Source organism: Bradyrhizobium australafricanum (genome assembly GCF_020329495.1).
In the GTDB taxonomy this organism is placed as follows: Bacteria; Pseudomonadota; Alphaproteobacteria; order Rhizobiales; family Xanthobacteraceae; genus Bradyrhizobium; species Bradyrhizobium australafricanum.
Genome location: NZ_JAGKJL010000048.1, coordinates 28,948 through 43,757, shown reverse-complemented (window position 1 = coordinate 43,757; position 14,810 = coordinate 28,948). Strand labels below are relative to the sequence as shown.

Sequence of the window (14,810 nt, the reverse complement as noted above, 5' to 3'; positions counted from 1 at the left end):
GGAAAAGTGGAAACCGGTTTTCCGATCAGGTCATGCTAAAATTCAGGACACGAAGCCATGATCCCCGGGATCATGGTTGAGGGAGACAAGCGATGGCTTCTGAACATACCGCCAAGGCATTCGACAGCGACCTGCAGGAGTTGACCCGCCTGGTCGCCGAGATGGGCGGCCTGGTCGAACGGATGATTACCGAGTCGGTCGACGCGCTGATCCGTCGCGACGTCGCGCTCGGCAAGCGCGTGGTCGCCGCCGACATCGAGATCGACAATCTGCAGCGCAACATCGAAGAGCGGGCGGTGCTGACGATCGCCCGCCGCCAGCCGATGGCGATCGACCTGCGTGAGATCGTCAGCGCGATGCGCGTCGCCACCGACCTCGAGCGGATCGGCGACCTCGCCAAGAACATGGGCAAGCGCGTCGCGGCGCTGGAGAGCGATTTCCAGCCGCTGAAGTTGATCCGCGGCCTCGAGCACATGACCGACCTCGTGCTGTCGCAGGTCAAGTCGGTGCTCGACGCCTACGCCGCGCACGACCTGCCGGCGGCGATGAACGTCTGGAAGGGCGACGAGGAGGTCGATGCGATCTGCACCTCGCTGTTCCGCGAACTGCTCACCTACATGATGGAAGATCCGCGCAACATCTCGTTCTGCATCCATCTGATGTTCTGCGCCAAGAACATCGAGCGGATCGGCGATCACGCCACCAATATCGCCGAGACCGTGTTCTACATGATCGAGGGCCAGCAGATCACCGACAAGCGCCCGAAGGGCGACATGACCACTTTTGCCACCACGGTGCCGGGCAACTGAGGCATGATCGGCAAGCACGGAACCGGCAAGAGCGAAACTGGATGATCCTCGCGAAAAATCGTTTCCGCGGGGACTATGCTCAAGGAAGTAAGCGTTTCGGTTTGCGTCTGGGCAACGGATCACCACAGAGAAAGAACTTAAACCGATGAGCGCACGCATTCTGGTAGTCGAAGACGAGGAAGCGCTGACGACGCTGTTGCGCTACAATCTCGATGCGGAAGGCTACGATGTCGAGACGGTGGGGCGCGGCGACGATGCGGATACAAGGCTGAAGGAGCGCGTTCCCGACCTCGTGGTGCTGGACTGGATGCTGCCGGGCCTGTCCGGCATCGAACTGTGCCGCCGCCTGCGGGCGCGGCCCGAGACCAAGCAGCTTCCGATCATCATGCTGACCGCGCGCGGCGAGGAAAGCGAGCGCGTGCGCGGGCTTGCCACCGGCGCGGACGATTACATCGTCAAGCCGTTCTCGGTGCCGGAGTTGCTGGCGCGGGTGAAGGGCCTGTTGCGCCGCGCCAGCCCGGAGCGGCTTGCGACCGTGCTGACCTACGGCGACATCGAGCTCGACCGCGAGAAGCGCCGCGTGGCGCGCTCGGGCCGTCCGATCGATCTCGGGCCGACCGAGTATCGCCTGCTCGAATTCTTCCTCGAGCATCCCGGCCGCGTGTTCAGCCGCGAGCAACTGCTCGACAGCGTCTGGGGCCGCGACATCTACATCGATGAGCGCACCGTTGACGTGCATATCGGCCGCTTGCGCAAGCTGCTCAATCCGGGCCGCGAGCAGGATCCGATCCGCACCGTGCGCGGCGCCGGCTACGCGCTCGACGACCGCTTTGCCAAGGCCGAGCCGCAGCCGTAACGGCCATGCGGCATTCATAAACCGCAACACTACGTCGTCCCGGCGCAAGCCGGGACCCATACGCCGCGGCCAGCGCAATCGGCACGCGGCCAGACGGCTTTCTAACAACACCCATTCGTGGTTATGGGTCCCGGCCTGCGCCGGGACGACGCTGGTGATATAGCCGGGCTACGGATCACACAAAAAAAATCCCCGCTTTCGCGGGGATTTGTTTTTGAGGTTTTCCGTCGTTTTCCCGAGTGCTCACTTGATCTGCGGTTTCGCCGACGGCCGGCGGCGATCGGCGGCGGGCTGGTAGGCGACGCGCGAGTGATGCGCGCAATAGGGCAGGCCGGCGAGCGCCTTGCCGCCGCAGAAGAAGAATTCCGGGCTCGAGGGATCGCCGACCGGCCAATGACAGGTGGCCTCGTTGAGCTCGAGCAGCGAGAGCCGCTGGCTCATCGGCACCACATTGTCGTAGGAGATCGGATCGGGCTCCATCTCGACCTCGAAGGCGTGCGCCAGCGCGGTGTTGCCGCGCGAGACCGGACGCGCCACCCGCATCATGTGCTGGGCCGGGCGAGCCTTGCGCTGCCGCGGCGCGGCCGTGGAGGGTGCCTTGGCGCGGCCGGAGAGGCCGAGCCGATGCACTTTGCCGATCACGGCGTTTCGCGTCACATTGCCAAGTTCCGCCGCGATCTGGCTGGCCGACAGGCCGGACTCCCAGAGTTTCTTCAGCTGCTCGACGCGATCGTCGGACCAGGTCAATACAGTCATCGCATTCTTCCCTTCGCGCAGCGCCGGCCAATCATTGGAGCGGCGCTGCGAGCCAATCTGGACAAATATCCCTGCGGCCAGAATCCCTTAGCCCTCGCCGGGCACGGTGTTGCGCCCGAACGTTTACGCGAGACACGAAGGCTACTTAGAGGGTCCAGTACCGCCGCACGAGATGTCGTACCCGACAGGCCAAACGCTACAATATGGCGTGACTCTGGCGCAAGAGTCCGCGGCCGTGCGTCCACATGTTCCCACACAGTTAAGCATCGCGATGAGGCTTTTCCACCGCACCGGAATGCTCCGGATTGCGCTCGTTTCGCATTGCAGGAAGGCCACTTCGTGGCGATTGACACTTACCGACCGCAGCATAGAATGCCCGCCACGTGCCGCCCGCAAAGGCGGCCGTTTTGTTTTCCGAAGCTGGCCGTTGCTGCGCTGGCGTCAAGGCGCAGCGGCAATTGTCGGCTTAAAAACCGTCAGTGATCGCCATGACCAACGCTGCCACGTCGCATCTGCTCCCCGTCTTCGCCAGGGTCGATCTCGGCTTCGAGCGCGGTGAGGGCGCCTGGCTGATCGCAACCAACGGCGACCGCTATCTCGATTTCACCTCGGGCGTCGCGGTCAACGCGCTCGGGCACGCGCATCCGCATCTGGTCAAGGCGCTGCAGGAACAGGCGACCAAGCTCTGGCACATGTCGAACCTGTTCAAGAGCCCGGACGGCGAGGTGCTTGCCGCGCGGCTGTGCGAGCAGAGCTTTGCCGACTTCGTGTTCTTCTGCAATTCCGGCGCGGAGGCGATGGAGGGCGTGATCAAGCTGGTCCGCCACTATCACTTCTCCAAGGGCCATGGCGAGCGCTACCGCATCATCACCTTCGAGGGCGCCTTCCACGGCCGCACGCTGGGCACGCTGGCGGCGACCGGCTCGGCGAAATATCTCGAAGGCTTCGGCCCGCCGATGGACGGCTTCGATCAGGTGCCGCATGGCGACATCGAGGCGGTGAAGAAGGCGATCGGTCCGCACACCGCCGGCATCCTGATCGAGCCGGTGCAGGGCGAGGGCGGCGTGCGCTCGGCGCCGCAGGCATTCTTCAAGGCGCTGCGCGCGCTGTGCGACGAGCACGGCCTGCTGCTCGCCTTCGACGAGGTGCAGACCGGCATGGGCCGCACCGGCGAGCTGTTCGCCTACAAGCGCACCGGCGTCACGCCGGACGTGATGTCGCTGGCCAAGGCGCTCGGCGGCGGTTTTCCGATCGGCGCGGTGCTGGCGACCGCACAGGCTGCGGCCGGCATGGCGCCCGGCTCGCACGGCTCGACCTTCGGCGGCAATCCGCTCGCGGTCGCCGCCGCCAATGCCGTGCTCGACGTCATGCTGAAACCCAGCTTCTTCGAGCATGTGCAGAAGATGTCGCTGCTGCTCAAGCAGAAGCTCGCTTCCGTCGTCGACCGCTATCCCGGCGTGCTGTCGGAGGTGCGCGGCGAGGGGCTGTTGATCGGCGTCAAGGCGGTGGTGCCGTCGGGCGACCTGATCGCCGCCCTGCGCAACGAGAAGCTGCTCACCGTCGGCGCCGGCGACAATGTGGTGCGGTTCCTGGCGCCGCTGATCGTGACCGAGCCCGAGATCGACCAGTCGATCACCGCGCTCGAGCGCGCCTGCTCTGTGCTGTCGGCGGCGCAGCCGAAGAAGGTGGCTGGATAATGAGCAAGCCGGTCCGTCACTTCCTCGATATCAACGAGCTGCCGCTCGGCGAGCTGCGCAACATGCTGTCCGCCGGAGCCGCCATGAAGGCGAAGCTGAAGGCGCATGAGAAGGGCAGGAAGCCGCTCGAAGGCAAGACGCTGGCGATGATCTTCGAGCGCCCGTCGACCCGCACAAGGGTGTCGTTCGACGTCGGCATGCGCCAGCTCGGCGGTGAATCCATCATGCTGACCGGCGCCGAGATGCAGCTCGGCCGCGGCGAGACCATCGCTGACACCGCGCGCGTGCTGTCGCGCTATGTCGATGCGATCATGATCCGCATCCTCAACCATGACGCGCTGCTCGAGCTCGCGGCGCACGCCACCGTTCCCGTCATCAACGGCCTGACCCGGCGCTCGCACCCCTGCCAGGTGATGGCCGACCTCATGACCTATGAGGAAAATCGCGGCTCGATCGAGGGCAAGACCGTGGCCTGGACCGGCGACGACAACAACGTGCTGGCCTCCTGGGCACATGCCGCCGAGCGATTCAAGTTCCAGCTCAATGTCGCGACCCCGCCGGAGCTCTCGCCGAAAAAGCCGATGCGCGACTGGATCAAGGCGACCGGCGCGCCGATCATGCTCGGCACCGATCCGGAAGCCGCCGTGCGCGGCGCCGACTGCGTCGTCACCGACACCTGGGTGTCGATGGGCGACAAGGAGGGTGAGCACCGCCACAACGTGCTGCGGCCCTATCAGGTCAATGCCAAGCTGATGTCGCTCGCCAAGCCGGACGCACTGTTCATGCACTGCCTGCCCGCGCATCGCGGCGAGGAGGTCACCGACGAGGTGATCGACGGGCCGCAATCCGTGGTGTTCGACGAGGCGGAAAACCGCCTGCATGCGCAGAAGGGCATTCTGGCCTGGTGTTTCGACGCGGTCGCGTAGTCGTAGATCAGTAAGCGTTGTCGTCCCGGGCAAGCGAAGCGCGACCCGGGACCATAACCACCGCTGTCAATTGTTGCGAAGGCTGGGTCACCAGCTGAATGCAGCAACTCACATCGGTGGTTATGGGTCCCTGCTTTCGCACTAGGGCATTTACACATCTCTTCGAGGCTAGAAAACCGACTCATCATCAAGGGGTTAGCTACTAGGCGAGAGCCGAAATCGGCGGGCGCAACCCTAGTGCAGATGAGTAAGTTCTCTGCGGTTTTCGGCCAACTCTTTGAGAAGACTCCGGAAAGACTGCGGAGGATATGTATATACGCTAGTGCTTTCGCAGGGACGACGGAGATATCCGCGTTAGTGAACCCCTTTATTTCATGGTCCGAGACCCCAGATAGAGCGCCATGGTTTCACAATCCCCCGACATCAAAATCACGCCCGAGGCGCCGGTTCGCGCGCCCTCAGCGGTTCCGGTCGACGATGCCGTGCTGGCCTTCGAGGTCGGCGCGCTGGACCTGCGCGGCCGGCTGACCCGGCTCGGCCCCGCGCTCGACGAGATCCTGCACAAGCACGACTATCCGCCCGCGGTCGGCAAGCTGCTCGGCGAGGCGATCGTGCTCACCACGCTGCTCGGCTCGTCGGTCAAGTTCGAGGGCCGCTTCATTTTGCAGACCCGGACCGACGGTCCGGTCTCGCTCCTGATCGTCGATTTCCAGGCACCCGACCGGCTGCGCGCCTATGCGCGCTACGACGCATCGCGCCTCAAGAACGGCCAGAGCTCGGGCGAGCTGCTCGGCAAGGGCCACCTTGCGATGACCATCGATCAGGGCTCTAACACCAGCCGCTACCAGGGACTGGTCGCGCTCGACGGCGGCGGCCTGGAAGAGGCGGCCCACGAATATTTCCTTCGCTCGGAGCAAATCCCGACGCGGGTGCGGCTTGCGGTCGGCGAGGAGATGCGCGGCGGCGAAGGCGGCAAGCTGCGCTGGCGCGCCGGCGGCATCCTGCTGCAATTCCTGCCCAAGGCGCCCGAGCGCGCCAAGCAGGCCGATTTGCATCCCGGCGATGCGCCGGAAGGCACGGCCACGCATAGCGTGCCGGACGATGACGCCTGGGTCGAGGGCCAGTCGCTGATCTCGACCGTCGAGGACGTCGAGCTGATCGATCCCGATCTGTCCGGCGAGCGGCTGCTCTATCGCCTGTTCCACGAACGCGGCGTGCGCGTCTTCAATCCGCAAACGCTGCGCGCGCAGTGCTCCTGCTCGCGCGATGCGGTGTCGTCGATGCTGAAGAGCTTTGCGCCGAACGACCGCGCCGAGATGGTCAAGGACGGCAAGGTCGTCGTGACCTGCGAGTTCTGCTCGTCGGTGTATGAATTCACGCCGCAGGAAGCCGGCGTGGAGTAACAGGCGACCTTCGTTATGGCCGGGCTTGACCCGGCCATCCATCATGGCAAAAGCGTTCTTGAAGCGATGGATCGCCGGGTCAAGCCCGGCGATGACATGCATTGCTGCGCGTCAGTTCAGCACCCTTTTCCCGCCCGGGCTCGGGCTGTCCAGCGAGAACGTCGGTACGTCGATGTCGAAGCGCTCGCCGGCTTCGGTGACCATCTGATAGCTGCCGGTCATGAAGCCGGAGGCGGTCGGCAACGGCACGCCGCTCGTGTATTCAAAGCGCTCGCCGGGCGCGAGCACCGGCTGCTCGCCGACCACGCCCTCGCCGCGCACCTCCTGGCGGCGGCCGGTGGCGTCGGTGATGATCCAGTGCCGCGTCTGCAGCTGCACCGTTTCCGGGCCCGAATTGACGATCACGATCTTGTACGACCAGAAATATTCGCGCCGGTCGACCGACGAGCGCTCCGGCATGAAGTTCGGCTCGACGGTGACTTCGATCTGGCGGGTAACGGCGCGGTACATGCGGCTCAATCCGATGATCCTGGCGCATGGTCCGTTTTCGACCGGATCATGCTCAAACAGGGCGCTATCATAGCCAATTGAACCGCCGGAACCAATCGCCTGCCAGGCCGCGAAAAGGCGGTCCAAGGGCGGCTCGTTCATCGCGGTTTCAACATAGTTCCGCTCTAAAGCGCGGCCGCATGCCGCCGCACTCCGTGCTTTGTCGGCAACTCGCGGACCGATATTATCTTTTCAGCACGGCGTGCGGGGCGTCCGCGGCCGACACGGTGTTTGATGAGCTCGATTGCCGATCCCATAGCCGGTTCGCCGGTGGCTGACGCCAAGACCGAAGTAAAGGCTGAGGCCGAGGCGAAGGTTGCTGCGCCCGCGATCACGCTGCCGGCGACCGGCGAGCGCGAGCTCCGCCTCGATCTGTTCCGCGGGCTCGCGCTGTGGCTGATCTTCATCGATCATCTGCCGACCAATCTTCTGACCTGGCTGACGATCCGCAATTACGGCTTCTCCGACGCCACCGAGATCTTCATCTTCATCTCCGGCTACACCGCAGCCTTCGTCTACGGCCGCGCCATGCTGGAGGGCGGTTTCGTGATCGCGACGGCGCGCATCCTGCGCCGGGTCTGGCAGATCTACGTCGCGCACGTCTTCCTGTTCACGATCTTCCTCGCCGAGATCTCCTATGTCGCGACCTCGTTCGAGAACCCGCTCTACAGCGAGGAAATGGGGATCATGGACTTCCTCAAGCAGCCCGACGTCACCATCGTCCAGGCGCTGCTGCTGCGCTTCCGTCCCGTCAACATGGACGTGCTGCCGCTCTATATCGTGCTGATGCTGTTCCTGCCGCTGATCCTGTGGCTGATGAAGTGGAAGCCCGACGTCACGCTCGGCCTGTCGGTCGTGCTCTACGCGCTGACCTGGCAGTTCGATCTTTACCTCTCGGCTTATCCGAACGGCTTCTGGGCGTTCAATCCGTTCGCCTGGCAATTGCTGTTCGTGTTCGGCGCCTGGTGCGCGCTCGGCGGGGCGCGGCGGATGTCGCGCATCCTGTCGTCGAACATCACGATGTGGATCTGCATCGTCTATCTGGTCGCGGCGTTCTTCGTGACCCTGACCTGGTACGTGCCGCAGCTCGGCCACATCATGCCGAAGGTGATCGAGCAATGGATGTATCCGATCAACAAGACCGACCTGGACGTGTTGCGGTTCGCGCACTTCCTGGCGCTCGCCGCGCTCACCGTGCGCTTCCTGCCCAAGGACTGGCCGGGGCTGAAATCGCCCTGGCTGCGACCTTTGATCCTGTGTGGCCAGCATTCGCTTGAGATATTCTGCCTCGGGGTCTTCCTCGCCTTCGCCGGTCACTTCGTGCTTGCCGAAGTATCTGGCGGTGCCGCACTGCACGCCTTGATCAGCGTCTGCGGCATCCTCATCATGTGCGGCATGGCGTGGATCATTTCGTGGTACAAACACTCCGCCGACAAAGGCGCCTCGAAAAAAGGCGCCGCCGGCAACGCCGATCTGGCGGGAGGGGGAGCATGAAGTCCGCGCCGACGATGCTGGGCCTGACGCTGCTCGCAGCCTGCCTGACGGCCGGTTTGGCGGCGGCGCCCGCGCGCGCCGGCGACACCGCGGAGCCGCCCCCGCCGCCGCCCTGCGACGTGCCCGCCTATCTGCTTACGAGCGAGAGCTCGCTGCCCAAAGTCACCGACGCCATCAAGTCCAACCGGCCGCTCAACGTGCTGGTGGTCGGCAGCCGCTCCTCGACCATCCAGGGCAACGAGGCGAGCGCCTATCCGGCCACGCTGCAGGCGGCGCTGAAGGAAGCGTTGCCGTCGTCGACGATCGATCTATCCGTAGAATTACAGGGAAAGAGCACCGCCGAGGAGACCGCGGGAACTCTTGTTAAGCTTGTTGAGGCAAAAAAGCCTACTTTGGTTATCTGGCAGACCGGAACCGTCGATGCTATGCGAGCGGTCGATCCCGACGATTTCCGTACCGCCATCAACGAAGGCGTTGTTGCGTTGCGGGACGCCGGGACCGACGTGGTGCTGGTCAATCTGCAATACAGCCCGCGTACGGAGACGATGATCTCTGCGCCGCCCTATCTCGACAACATGAAGGTGGTGGCGCAGCAGCACGACGTTCCGCTGTTCGACCGGTTCGCGATTATGAAGCAGTGGAGCGACGCCGGATATTTTGACCTGTTCAGCACCTCGCATGGTGTCGATCTGGCCAAGAAGGTTCATGCCTGTCTCGGCCGCGCACTGGCGAAATTCGTGATCGATGCGGCCCATCTGGGCCCGGTGCAGCAGAATTAAGGAAGCAGAGTAAATGCGTTTTGCCTTCCCTTTTCGCGCTTCCGCAGGGCGGAGTCTGTGCGCCGTTGCGGCGCTGGCACTGCTCGCGCCGATCGCGGTCGTGCCGTCGCGCGCGCAGACCGACCAGCATGCAGCGCTTTCGTCCGACGGCAAGACCGAGGCTGCAAAGCCTGATGCAACGCAGCCCGCTGCGACGGCCGACGCGACCAATCCGCCGCAACCCGGCGTCGCCGCGAAGGCGTTCGACAGGGTGAAGCAGGCCGCGAAATCCGCCAGCGACATCTTCAACCGCGTGCCCTGTCATCAGCCCAAGGGTGTGCCGAACAGCACCGGCTCGCTGCCGCATGTCGCGGCCAAGCTCGCCGCCGGCAAGCCGGTCGTCATCATCGCGTTCGGCTCGTCCTCGACCCAGGGCTATGGTTCGTCGGCGCCGGAATTCACCTATCCGAACCGGCTCGCCGGACAGTTGCGCCGGCAGTATCCGTCCGCCGACATTACCGTGCTCAATCGCGGCAAGGGCGGCGAGGACGCGCCCGAGATGATGAAGCGGCTGCAGACCGAAGTGATCGACGTCCATCCCGACATGGTGATCTGGCAGGTCGGCACCAACGCGGTGCTGCGCAACCTCGATCCGACCGAGACCGCCAAGCAGGTCGAGGACGGCGTGGCGCGCCTTCAGGCGTCCGGCGCCGACGTCGTGCTGGTCGATCCGCAATATTCGCCGCGCGTCACCGAGCGCCCCGAAAGCGCGCGCGGCATGGTGAAGCTGCTCGGCCGCATCGCCGCCCTGCGTCATGTCGGCATCTTCCCGCGCTTCGAGGTGATGCGCGACTGGCACGAGAAACAGGCGATCCCGATCACCGATTTCGTCATCGCCGACGGCCTGCACATGAACGACTGGGGCTATGCCTGCTTCGCCCAGCTGCTCGGCGACGACATCATCCGCTCGGTCGGCGCGATCAAGATCGGCGTCAACGTCCCCGCCGATGTGCGGACCTACCGGCCGATGTGATCGGGCTGCCCGGCCGCTCCAACCGTCATTGCGAGCGAAGCGAAGCAATCCATTCGTCCGTTTGCGCTGATGGATGGATTGCTTCGTCGCTTCGCTCCTCGCAATGACGGTTGAGGCGGTGCGCTCATTTCCATCACCGTCACCCTGAGGTGGCCGCGGAGCGGCCGTCTCGAAGGGTCGACGGCCCGACTTGGGGGGCCGTGCATCCTTCGAGGCTCGCTCCGCTCGCACCTCAGGATGACGGGACTGATACCCTCGCGGACTCTTGCCTCGACCATCCGGCCACGCCCGCCTCCAATCTTGACCTCGCCGCGGTAATCCGCTCCCTTGACGCCTGCACCGATCCCTCTCGGGATGAAGCTGTTTAAGGGAAACGCTCATGTCTTTCGTGCTGGCCATCGATCAGGGCACCACATCGTCGCGCGCCATGGTGTTTCGCGGCGACATCTCCATCGCCGCCGTCGCGCAGCAGGAGTTTCCGCAGCATTTCCCCGCCTCCGGCTGGGTCGAGCACGAGCCGGAGGACATCTGGACCTCGACCGTGATGGTGTGCCGCGAGGCGCTGGAGAAGGCCGGCCTCAAGGCGAAAGATATCGCCGCGATCGGCATCACCAACCAGCGCGAGACCACCGTGGTGTGGGACCGCGCCACCGGACAGGCCGTGCACCGCGCCATCGTCTGGCAGGACCGCCGCACCGCCGACATCTGCGCAAAACTCAAGGCCGAGGGCCATGAGTCGGTGATTTCGGCCAAGACCGGTCTGATCATCGATCCCTATTTCTCTGGCACCAAAGTCGCCTGGATCCTCGATCACGTGCCGGGCGCGCGCGAGCGCGCCGAGCGCGGCGAACTCTTGTTCGGCACCGTCGACTGCTATCTGCTGTGGCGGCTCACCGGCGGGCGGGTCCACGCCACCGACGCCACCAACGCCTCGCGCACGCTGCTGTTCAACATCCATACCGGCGCCTGGGACGATGACCTCATCAGGCTGCTGCGCGTACCGCGCTCGATGCTTCCCGAGGTGAAGGATTCCTCCGCCCGGTTCGGCGAGAGCACGGCGGACTTGTTCGGCGGCCCGATCGCGATCTCTGGGATTGCCGGCGACCAGCAGGCCGCGACCATCGGCCAGGCCTGCTTCGAGCCCGGCATGATGAAGTCGACCTACGGCACCGGCTGCTTCGCGCTGCTCAACACCGGCACCACGCCGGTGGCCTCGAAGAACAAGCTGCTCACCACCATCGCCTACCAGCTCGGCGGCCAGCGCACCTACGCGCTCGAGGGCTCGATCTTCGTCGCCGGCAGCGCGGTGCAGTGGCTGCGCGACGGGCTCGGCATCATCAAGCACGCCGCGGAGACCGGGCCGCTTGCCGATAAATCGGACAGCATGCAGAGCGTCTATTTGGTGCCCGCCTTCGTCGGCATGGGCGCGCCGTACTGGAATCCGCGCGTGCGCGGCGCGCTGTTCGGGCTGACCCGCAACACCGGTCCGGCCGAGCTCGCGCATGCGACGCTGGAGAGCGTGTGCTACCAGACCTTCGATCTGTGGGCCGCGATGCGCACCGACTGGCCGGAGGCCAACGCCGCCAACACCGTGCTGCGCGTCGACGGCGGCATGACCGCCTCGGACTGGACCATGCAGCGGCTCGCCGATCTGCTCAACGCGCCGGTCGACCGCCCGATGATCCAGGAGACCACGGCGTTAGGGGCCGCCTATCTCGCCGGTCTCGATGCCGGCGTCTATCCGGAGCCCGCGAAATTCGCCGACAATTGGCGGCTCGAGCACCGCTTCAGGCCGGCGATGAGCCAGGCGACGCGCGAGCGCAAGCTCGCCGGCTGGGCCCGCGCGGTGAAGGGCGTGCTGGCGAGCGACGAGGGGGAATGATGAACTGATGCTGCGGCAAGCTCGCTGCACCTCTCCCGCTAGCGGGGGAGGTCGTAGCGCATCATCAGATGCGCTACGGGTGGGGGCTCTCTCCTCACCAAGAGTCTCGCAAGCGGCGCCGCTGCGGCTGCCGCTCAATCTCGCCAAGTGCGCGCAACAATCAATAACAACCATCGGAGAACAACATGAACACGGATCTCAACCGCGTCGCCAAGCTACTCGCCGCCGCACTCTGCGCCGCAATACTTGCCGCTCCCGCCACCGCGCGTGAGAAGCCGACCCCGCTCGTCGCGGCGCGCGAGGTCAAGACCGACGTCGCCGGGCTGAAGGCGCCGGGGCAGATCCTGGTCGATGTCTGGGGCATCCCGCACATCTATGCCGGCAACGAGCACGACCTGTTCTTCCTGCAGGGCTTCAACGCCGCGCGCGATCGGCTCTGGCAGATCGATCTCTGGCGCAAGCGCGGGCTCGGCCTCTTGGCGAAGGATTTTGGCCCTGCCTATGCCGAGCAGGACAAGGCGCTGCGCCTGTTCCTCTATCGCGGCGACATGAATGCGGAATGGGCCGCCTATGGCCCGAAGGCGAAATCCTATGCGGAGGCGTTCGTCGCCGGCGTCAACGCCTATGTCGCCGACGTCCAGGCGGGCAAGCGCGCGCTGCCGATCGAGTTCAGGATCGCAGGCACGATGCCGGATTTGTGGTCGGCAGAGGATGTCGTGCGCGTCCGCAGCCATGGCCTGACCCGCAATGTCGCCTCCGAGGTGAAGCGCTCGCGGGTCGCCTGCGCTGCAGGCCTCGATGCCGATCGCTTCCGCGTCAAGCTGGAGCCCACCTGGACCACCAGGATCCCCGATGGGCTCGATCCCTGCAGCGTGCCGAAGGCGGTACTCGCCGCCTACGATCTTGCCACGCGGCCGGTGAAGTTCGCCGCGCCGAAGGACCAGAAGGCGGCGCTGGCGCATGATCCCGACACCTACCTCGCCGAGGCCGACCAGCAGCGCGACACCATCGGCTCCAACAACTGGGTGATCGCGGCATCGCGCACCGCGACCGGACGTCCGATCCTCGCCAACGATCCGCATCGCGAGCACTCGGTGCCGTCGCTGCGCTACATCGTCGGCCTCAACGCGCCCGGCATCTCCGTGATCGGCGCCGGCGAGCCGGCGCTGCCGGGCATCTCGATCGGCCACAACGACACCATCGCATTCGGGCTGACCATCTTCAACGTCGATCAGGAAGACCTCTACGTCTACGAGCTCAACCCCGACAATCCGAACCAGTACCGCTACGGCAGCGGCTGGGAGGACATGCGGATCGTGCATGAGAAGGAGGCGGTGAAGGGTGAGGCCGACCGCGATCTCGAGCTGAAGTTCACTCGCCACGGCCCGGTGATCTTCGTCGACGCCGACAAGAAGCATGCGTTCGCCGTGCGCTCGATCTGGTTCGAGCCGGGCACCTCGGCCTATTTCGGCTCGTCCGACTACATGACGGCGAAGAATTGGAACGGCTTCCTCGGCGCGATGCGGCGCTGGGGCGCGCCGTCGGAGAACCAGGTCTATGCCGACACGTCAGGCAATATCGGCTGGGTCGCCGCCGGCAAGACGCCGCGCCGCGCCAGTTTCGACGGCCTGATGCCGGTGCCCGGCGACGGCCGCTACGAGTGGCAGGGCTTTCTGTCGCTCGACGAATTGCCGAAGCTGTACCAGCCGAAGCAGGGTTTCATCGCCACCGCCAACCAGATGAACCTGCCGGCGGATTATCCGGTGGGTGAGCGCAGGGTCGGATTCGAATGGGCCGACAGCGCGCGCTGGCAGCGCATCACCGAGGTGCTGCAGGCCAACAGCAAGGTGACGCTGGCGGACGCGATGGCGCTGCAGAACGACGACACCGGCATGCTCGCGCGGCGCCTCGTCGCGCTGCTGAAGCCGCTCACGTCGGATGATGCGAACGTCAGGAAGGGCCTCGATCTGCTCAAGGCGTGGGATGCGCGTGATGCGGCCGATAGCGCGGCCGCCGCGGTCTATGAGGTGTGGATCGCAAACCATCTCGGCCCGGTGCTGCTCAAGACCACCGCGCCGAAGGCGGCCGAACTGATCGCGCCGGAGGCCTCCAGCATCTCCGCCATTGTCGGCTATCTCGAAAAGCCGGACGCCGCCCTCGGCAGCGATCCCTCAGCCGAGCTCGACCGCGTGCTGCGCGACAGTCTTGGCGAGGCGGTCGCCGATGTTGCCGACAAGCTCGGCCCCGATGCGTCGACCTGGCGCTGGGGCCGGCTGCATGTCGCGCAATTCAATCACGCGCTGATGCCGCTCGCCGACAAGGCGACCGCGGCGCAGATGCAGGTCGGCCCGCTCGCCTTCGGTGGCGCCGCCAACGTGCCGCGCGCCGCCACCTATCGCCGCTCCGACTATCATCTGATCTCCGGCGCTTCATTCCGCATGGTGCTCGATGTCGGCAATTGGGATGCGAGCCGCGCCGTCAACACGCCGGGCCAATCCGGCGATCCCTTCAGCGGCCACTACCGCGACCTCGCGCCGCTATGGGCGACGGGCCAGTATGTGCCGCTGCTCTACAGCCGCGGCGCCGTGGAAGCTGCAACCGCTGACGCGATCACGCTGACGCCGAGGTGAGGGGCGAGTACGTCTCA

The 14,810-nt window shown here is 65.3% G+C and carries 12 protein-coding genes; 10 read left to right on the top strand and 2 right to left on the bottom strand.

Annotated elements, in window-relative coordinates; all coding sequences use genetic code 11:
• Positions 1-92 precede the first annotated feature (92 nt).
• Complete coding sequence (phoU, locus tag J6525_RS32880; RefSeq protein WP_016844066.1) at positions 93-809, top strand: phosphate signaling complex protein PhoU; 717 nt, start codon at positions 93-95, stop codon at positions 807-809.
• A gap of 145 nt (positions 810-954) precedes the next feature.
• On the top strand, positions 955-1,665 hold the full coding sequence (gene phoB, locus J6525_RS32875; protein ID WP_016844067.1) for a phosphate regulon transcriptional regulator PhoB: 711 nt from the start codon (positions 955-957) through the stop codon (positions 1,663-1,665).
• A 243-nt stretch (positions 1,666-1,908) separates the two neighbouring features.
• Here the strand turns inward: phoB and J6525_RS32870 are convergent, their stop codons facing one another.
• Positions 1,909-2,421 carry a GcrA family cell cycle regulator gene (locus tag J6525_RS32870; protein ID WP_018269585.1) on the bottom strand — a complete coding sequence of 171 codons (513 nt, stop codon included), beginning with the start codon at positions 2,419-2,421 and terminating at the stop codon, positions 1,909-1,911.
• A 488-nt stretch (positions 2,422-2,909) separates the two neighbouring features.
• Here J6525_RS32870 and J6525_RS32865 point away from each other — a divergent pair, with 488 nt between their 5' ends.
• The 3 genes from J6525_RS32865 to J6525_RS32855 all read left to right on the top strand — a co-directional run bounded on the left by J6525_RS32865 (position 2,910) and on the right by J6525_RS32855 (position 6,447).
• Positions 2,910-4,118, top strand: a complete 1,209-nt coding sequence (locus J6525_RS32865) for an aspartate aminotransferase family protein (protein ID WP_225647810.1) — start codon at positions 2,910-2,912, stop codon at positions 4,116-4,118.
• A complete protein-coding gene (gene argF / locus J6525_RS32860) occupies positions 4,118-5,044 on the top strand; it encodes an ornithine carbamoyltransferase (RefSeq protein ID WP_028342316.1) in 927 nt (308 codons plus the stop codon). Before J6525_RS32865 ends, argF begins: the two co-directional genes overlap by 1 nt.
• A gap of 401 nt (positions 5,045-5,445) precedes the next feature.
• A complete protein-coding gene (locus tag J6525_RS32855; protein ID WP_092078484.1) occupies positions 5,446-6,447 on the top strand; it encodes an Hsp33 family molecular chaperone in 1,002 nt (333 codons plus the stop codon).
• Positions 6,448-6,558: 111 nt separating this feature from the next.
• On the opposite strand, the gene apaG is transcribed toward J6525_RS32855, so the two are convergent.
• Positions 6,559-6,957, bottom strand: coding sequence for a Co2+/Mg2+ efflux facilitator ApaG/CorD (gene apaG, locus J6525_RS32850; RefSeq protein WP_225647809.1), 399 nt, complete (start codon positions 6,955-6,957; stop codon positions 6,559-6,561).
• A 273-nt stretch (positions 6,958-7,230) separates the two neighbouring features.
• On the opposite strand from apaG, the gene J6525_RS32845 reads away from it, so the two are divergent.
• The 5 genes from J6525_RS32845 to J6525_RS32825 all read left to right on the top strand — a co-directional run bounded on the left by J6525_RS32845 (position 7,231) and on the right by J6525_RS32825 (position 14,793).
• On the top strand, positions 7,231-8,490 hold the full coding sequence (locus tag J6525_RS32845) for an OpgC domain-containing protein (RefSeq protein ID WP_225647808.1): 1,260 nt from the start codon (positions 7,231-7,233) through the stop codon (positions 8,488-8,490).
• Positions 8,487-9,269 (top strand): SGNH/GDSL hydrolase family protein, encoded by a 783-nt coding sequence (locus J6525_RS32840; RefSeq protein WP_225647807.1) that lies wholly within the window; start codon positions 8,487-8,489, stop codon positions 9,267-9,269. Before J6525_RS32845 ends, J6525_RS32840 begins: the two co-directional genes overlap by 4 nt.
• Before the next feature lie 13 nt (positions 9,270-9,282).
• Positions 9,283-10,281: an SGNH/GDSL hydrolase family protein gene (locus tag J6525_RS32835; RefSeq protein ID WP_225647806.1), complete on the top strand. Its 999-nt coding sequence runs from the start codon at positions 9,283-9,285 to the stop codon at positions 10,279-10,281.
• Between the two features lie 379 nt (positions 10,282-10,660).
• Positions 10,661-12,163, top strand: coding sequence for a glycerol kinase GlpK (gene glpK / locus J6525_RS32830; RefSeq protein WP_076830963.1), 1,503 nt, complete (start codon positions 10,661-10,663; stop codon positions 12,161-12,163).
• 185 nt (positions 12,164-12,348) lie between these two features.
• Positions 12,349-14,793 (top strand): penicillin acylase family protein, encoded by a 2,445-nt coding sequence (locus tag J6525_RS32825; RefSeq protein ID WP_225647805.1) that lies wholly within the window; start codon positions 12,349-12,351, stop codon positions 14,791-14,793.
• Positions 14,794-14,810: the final 17 nt, after the last annotated feature.

Bases quoted from the DNA above. Each gene is read 5' to 3' on its own strand.
- J6525_RS32840 (WP_225647807.1), top strand. From the start codon at position 8,487: ATGAAGTCCGCGCCGACGATGCTGGGCCTGACGCTGCTCGCAGCCTGC.
- phoU (WP_016844066.1), top strand. From the start codon at position 93: ATGGCTTCTGAACATACCGCCAAGGCATTCGACAGCGACCTGCAGGAG.
- J6525_RS32870 (WP_018269585.1), bottom strand. From the start codon at position 2,421: ATGACTGTATTGACCTGGTCCGACGATCGCGTCGAGCAGCTGAAGAAA.
- J6525_RS32865 (WP_225647810.1), top strand. From the start codon at position 2,910: ATGACCAACGCTGCCACGTCGCATCTGCTCCCCGTCTTCGCCAGGGTC.
- J6525_RS32845 (WP_225647808.1), top strand. From the start codon at position 7,231: ATGAGCTCGATTGCCGATCCCATAGCCGGTTCGCCGGTGGCTGACGCC.
- J6525_RS32825 (WP_225647805.1), top strand. From the start codon at position 12,349: ATGAACACGGATCTCAACCGCGTCGCCAAGCTACTCGCCGCCGCACTC.
- J6525_RS32835 (WP_225647806.1), top strand. From the start codon at position 9,283: ATGCGTTTTGCCTTCCCTTTTCGCGCTTCCGCAGGGCGGAGTCTGTGC.
- argF (WP_028342316.1), top strand. From the start codon at position 4,118: ATGAGCAAGCCGGTCCGTCACTTCCTCGATATCAACGAGCTGCCGCTC.
- glpK (WP_076830963.1), top strand. From the start codon at position 10,661: ATGTCTTTCGTGCTGGCCATCGATCAGGGCACCACATCGTCGCGCGCC.
- apaG (WP_225647809.1), bottom strand. From the start codon at position 6,957: ATGTACCGCGCCGTTACCCGCCAGATCGAAGTCACCGTCGAGCCGAAC.
- J6525_RS32855 (WP_092078484.1), top strand. From the start codon at position 5,446: ATGGTTTCACAATCCCCCGACATCAAAATCACGCCCGAGGCGCCGGTT.
- phoB (WP_016844067.1), top strand. From the start codon at position 955: ATGAGCGCACGCATTCTGGTAGTCGAAGACGAGGAAGCGCTGACGACG.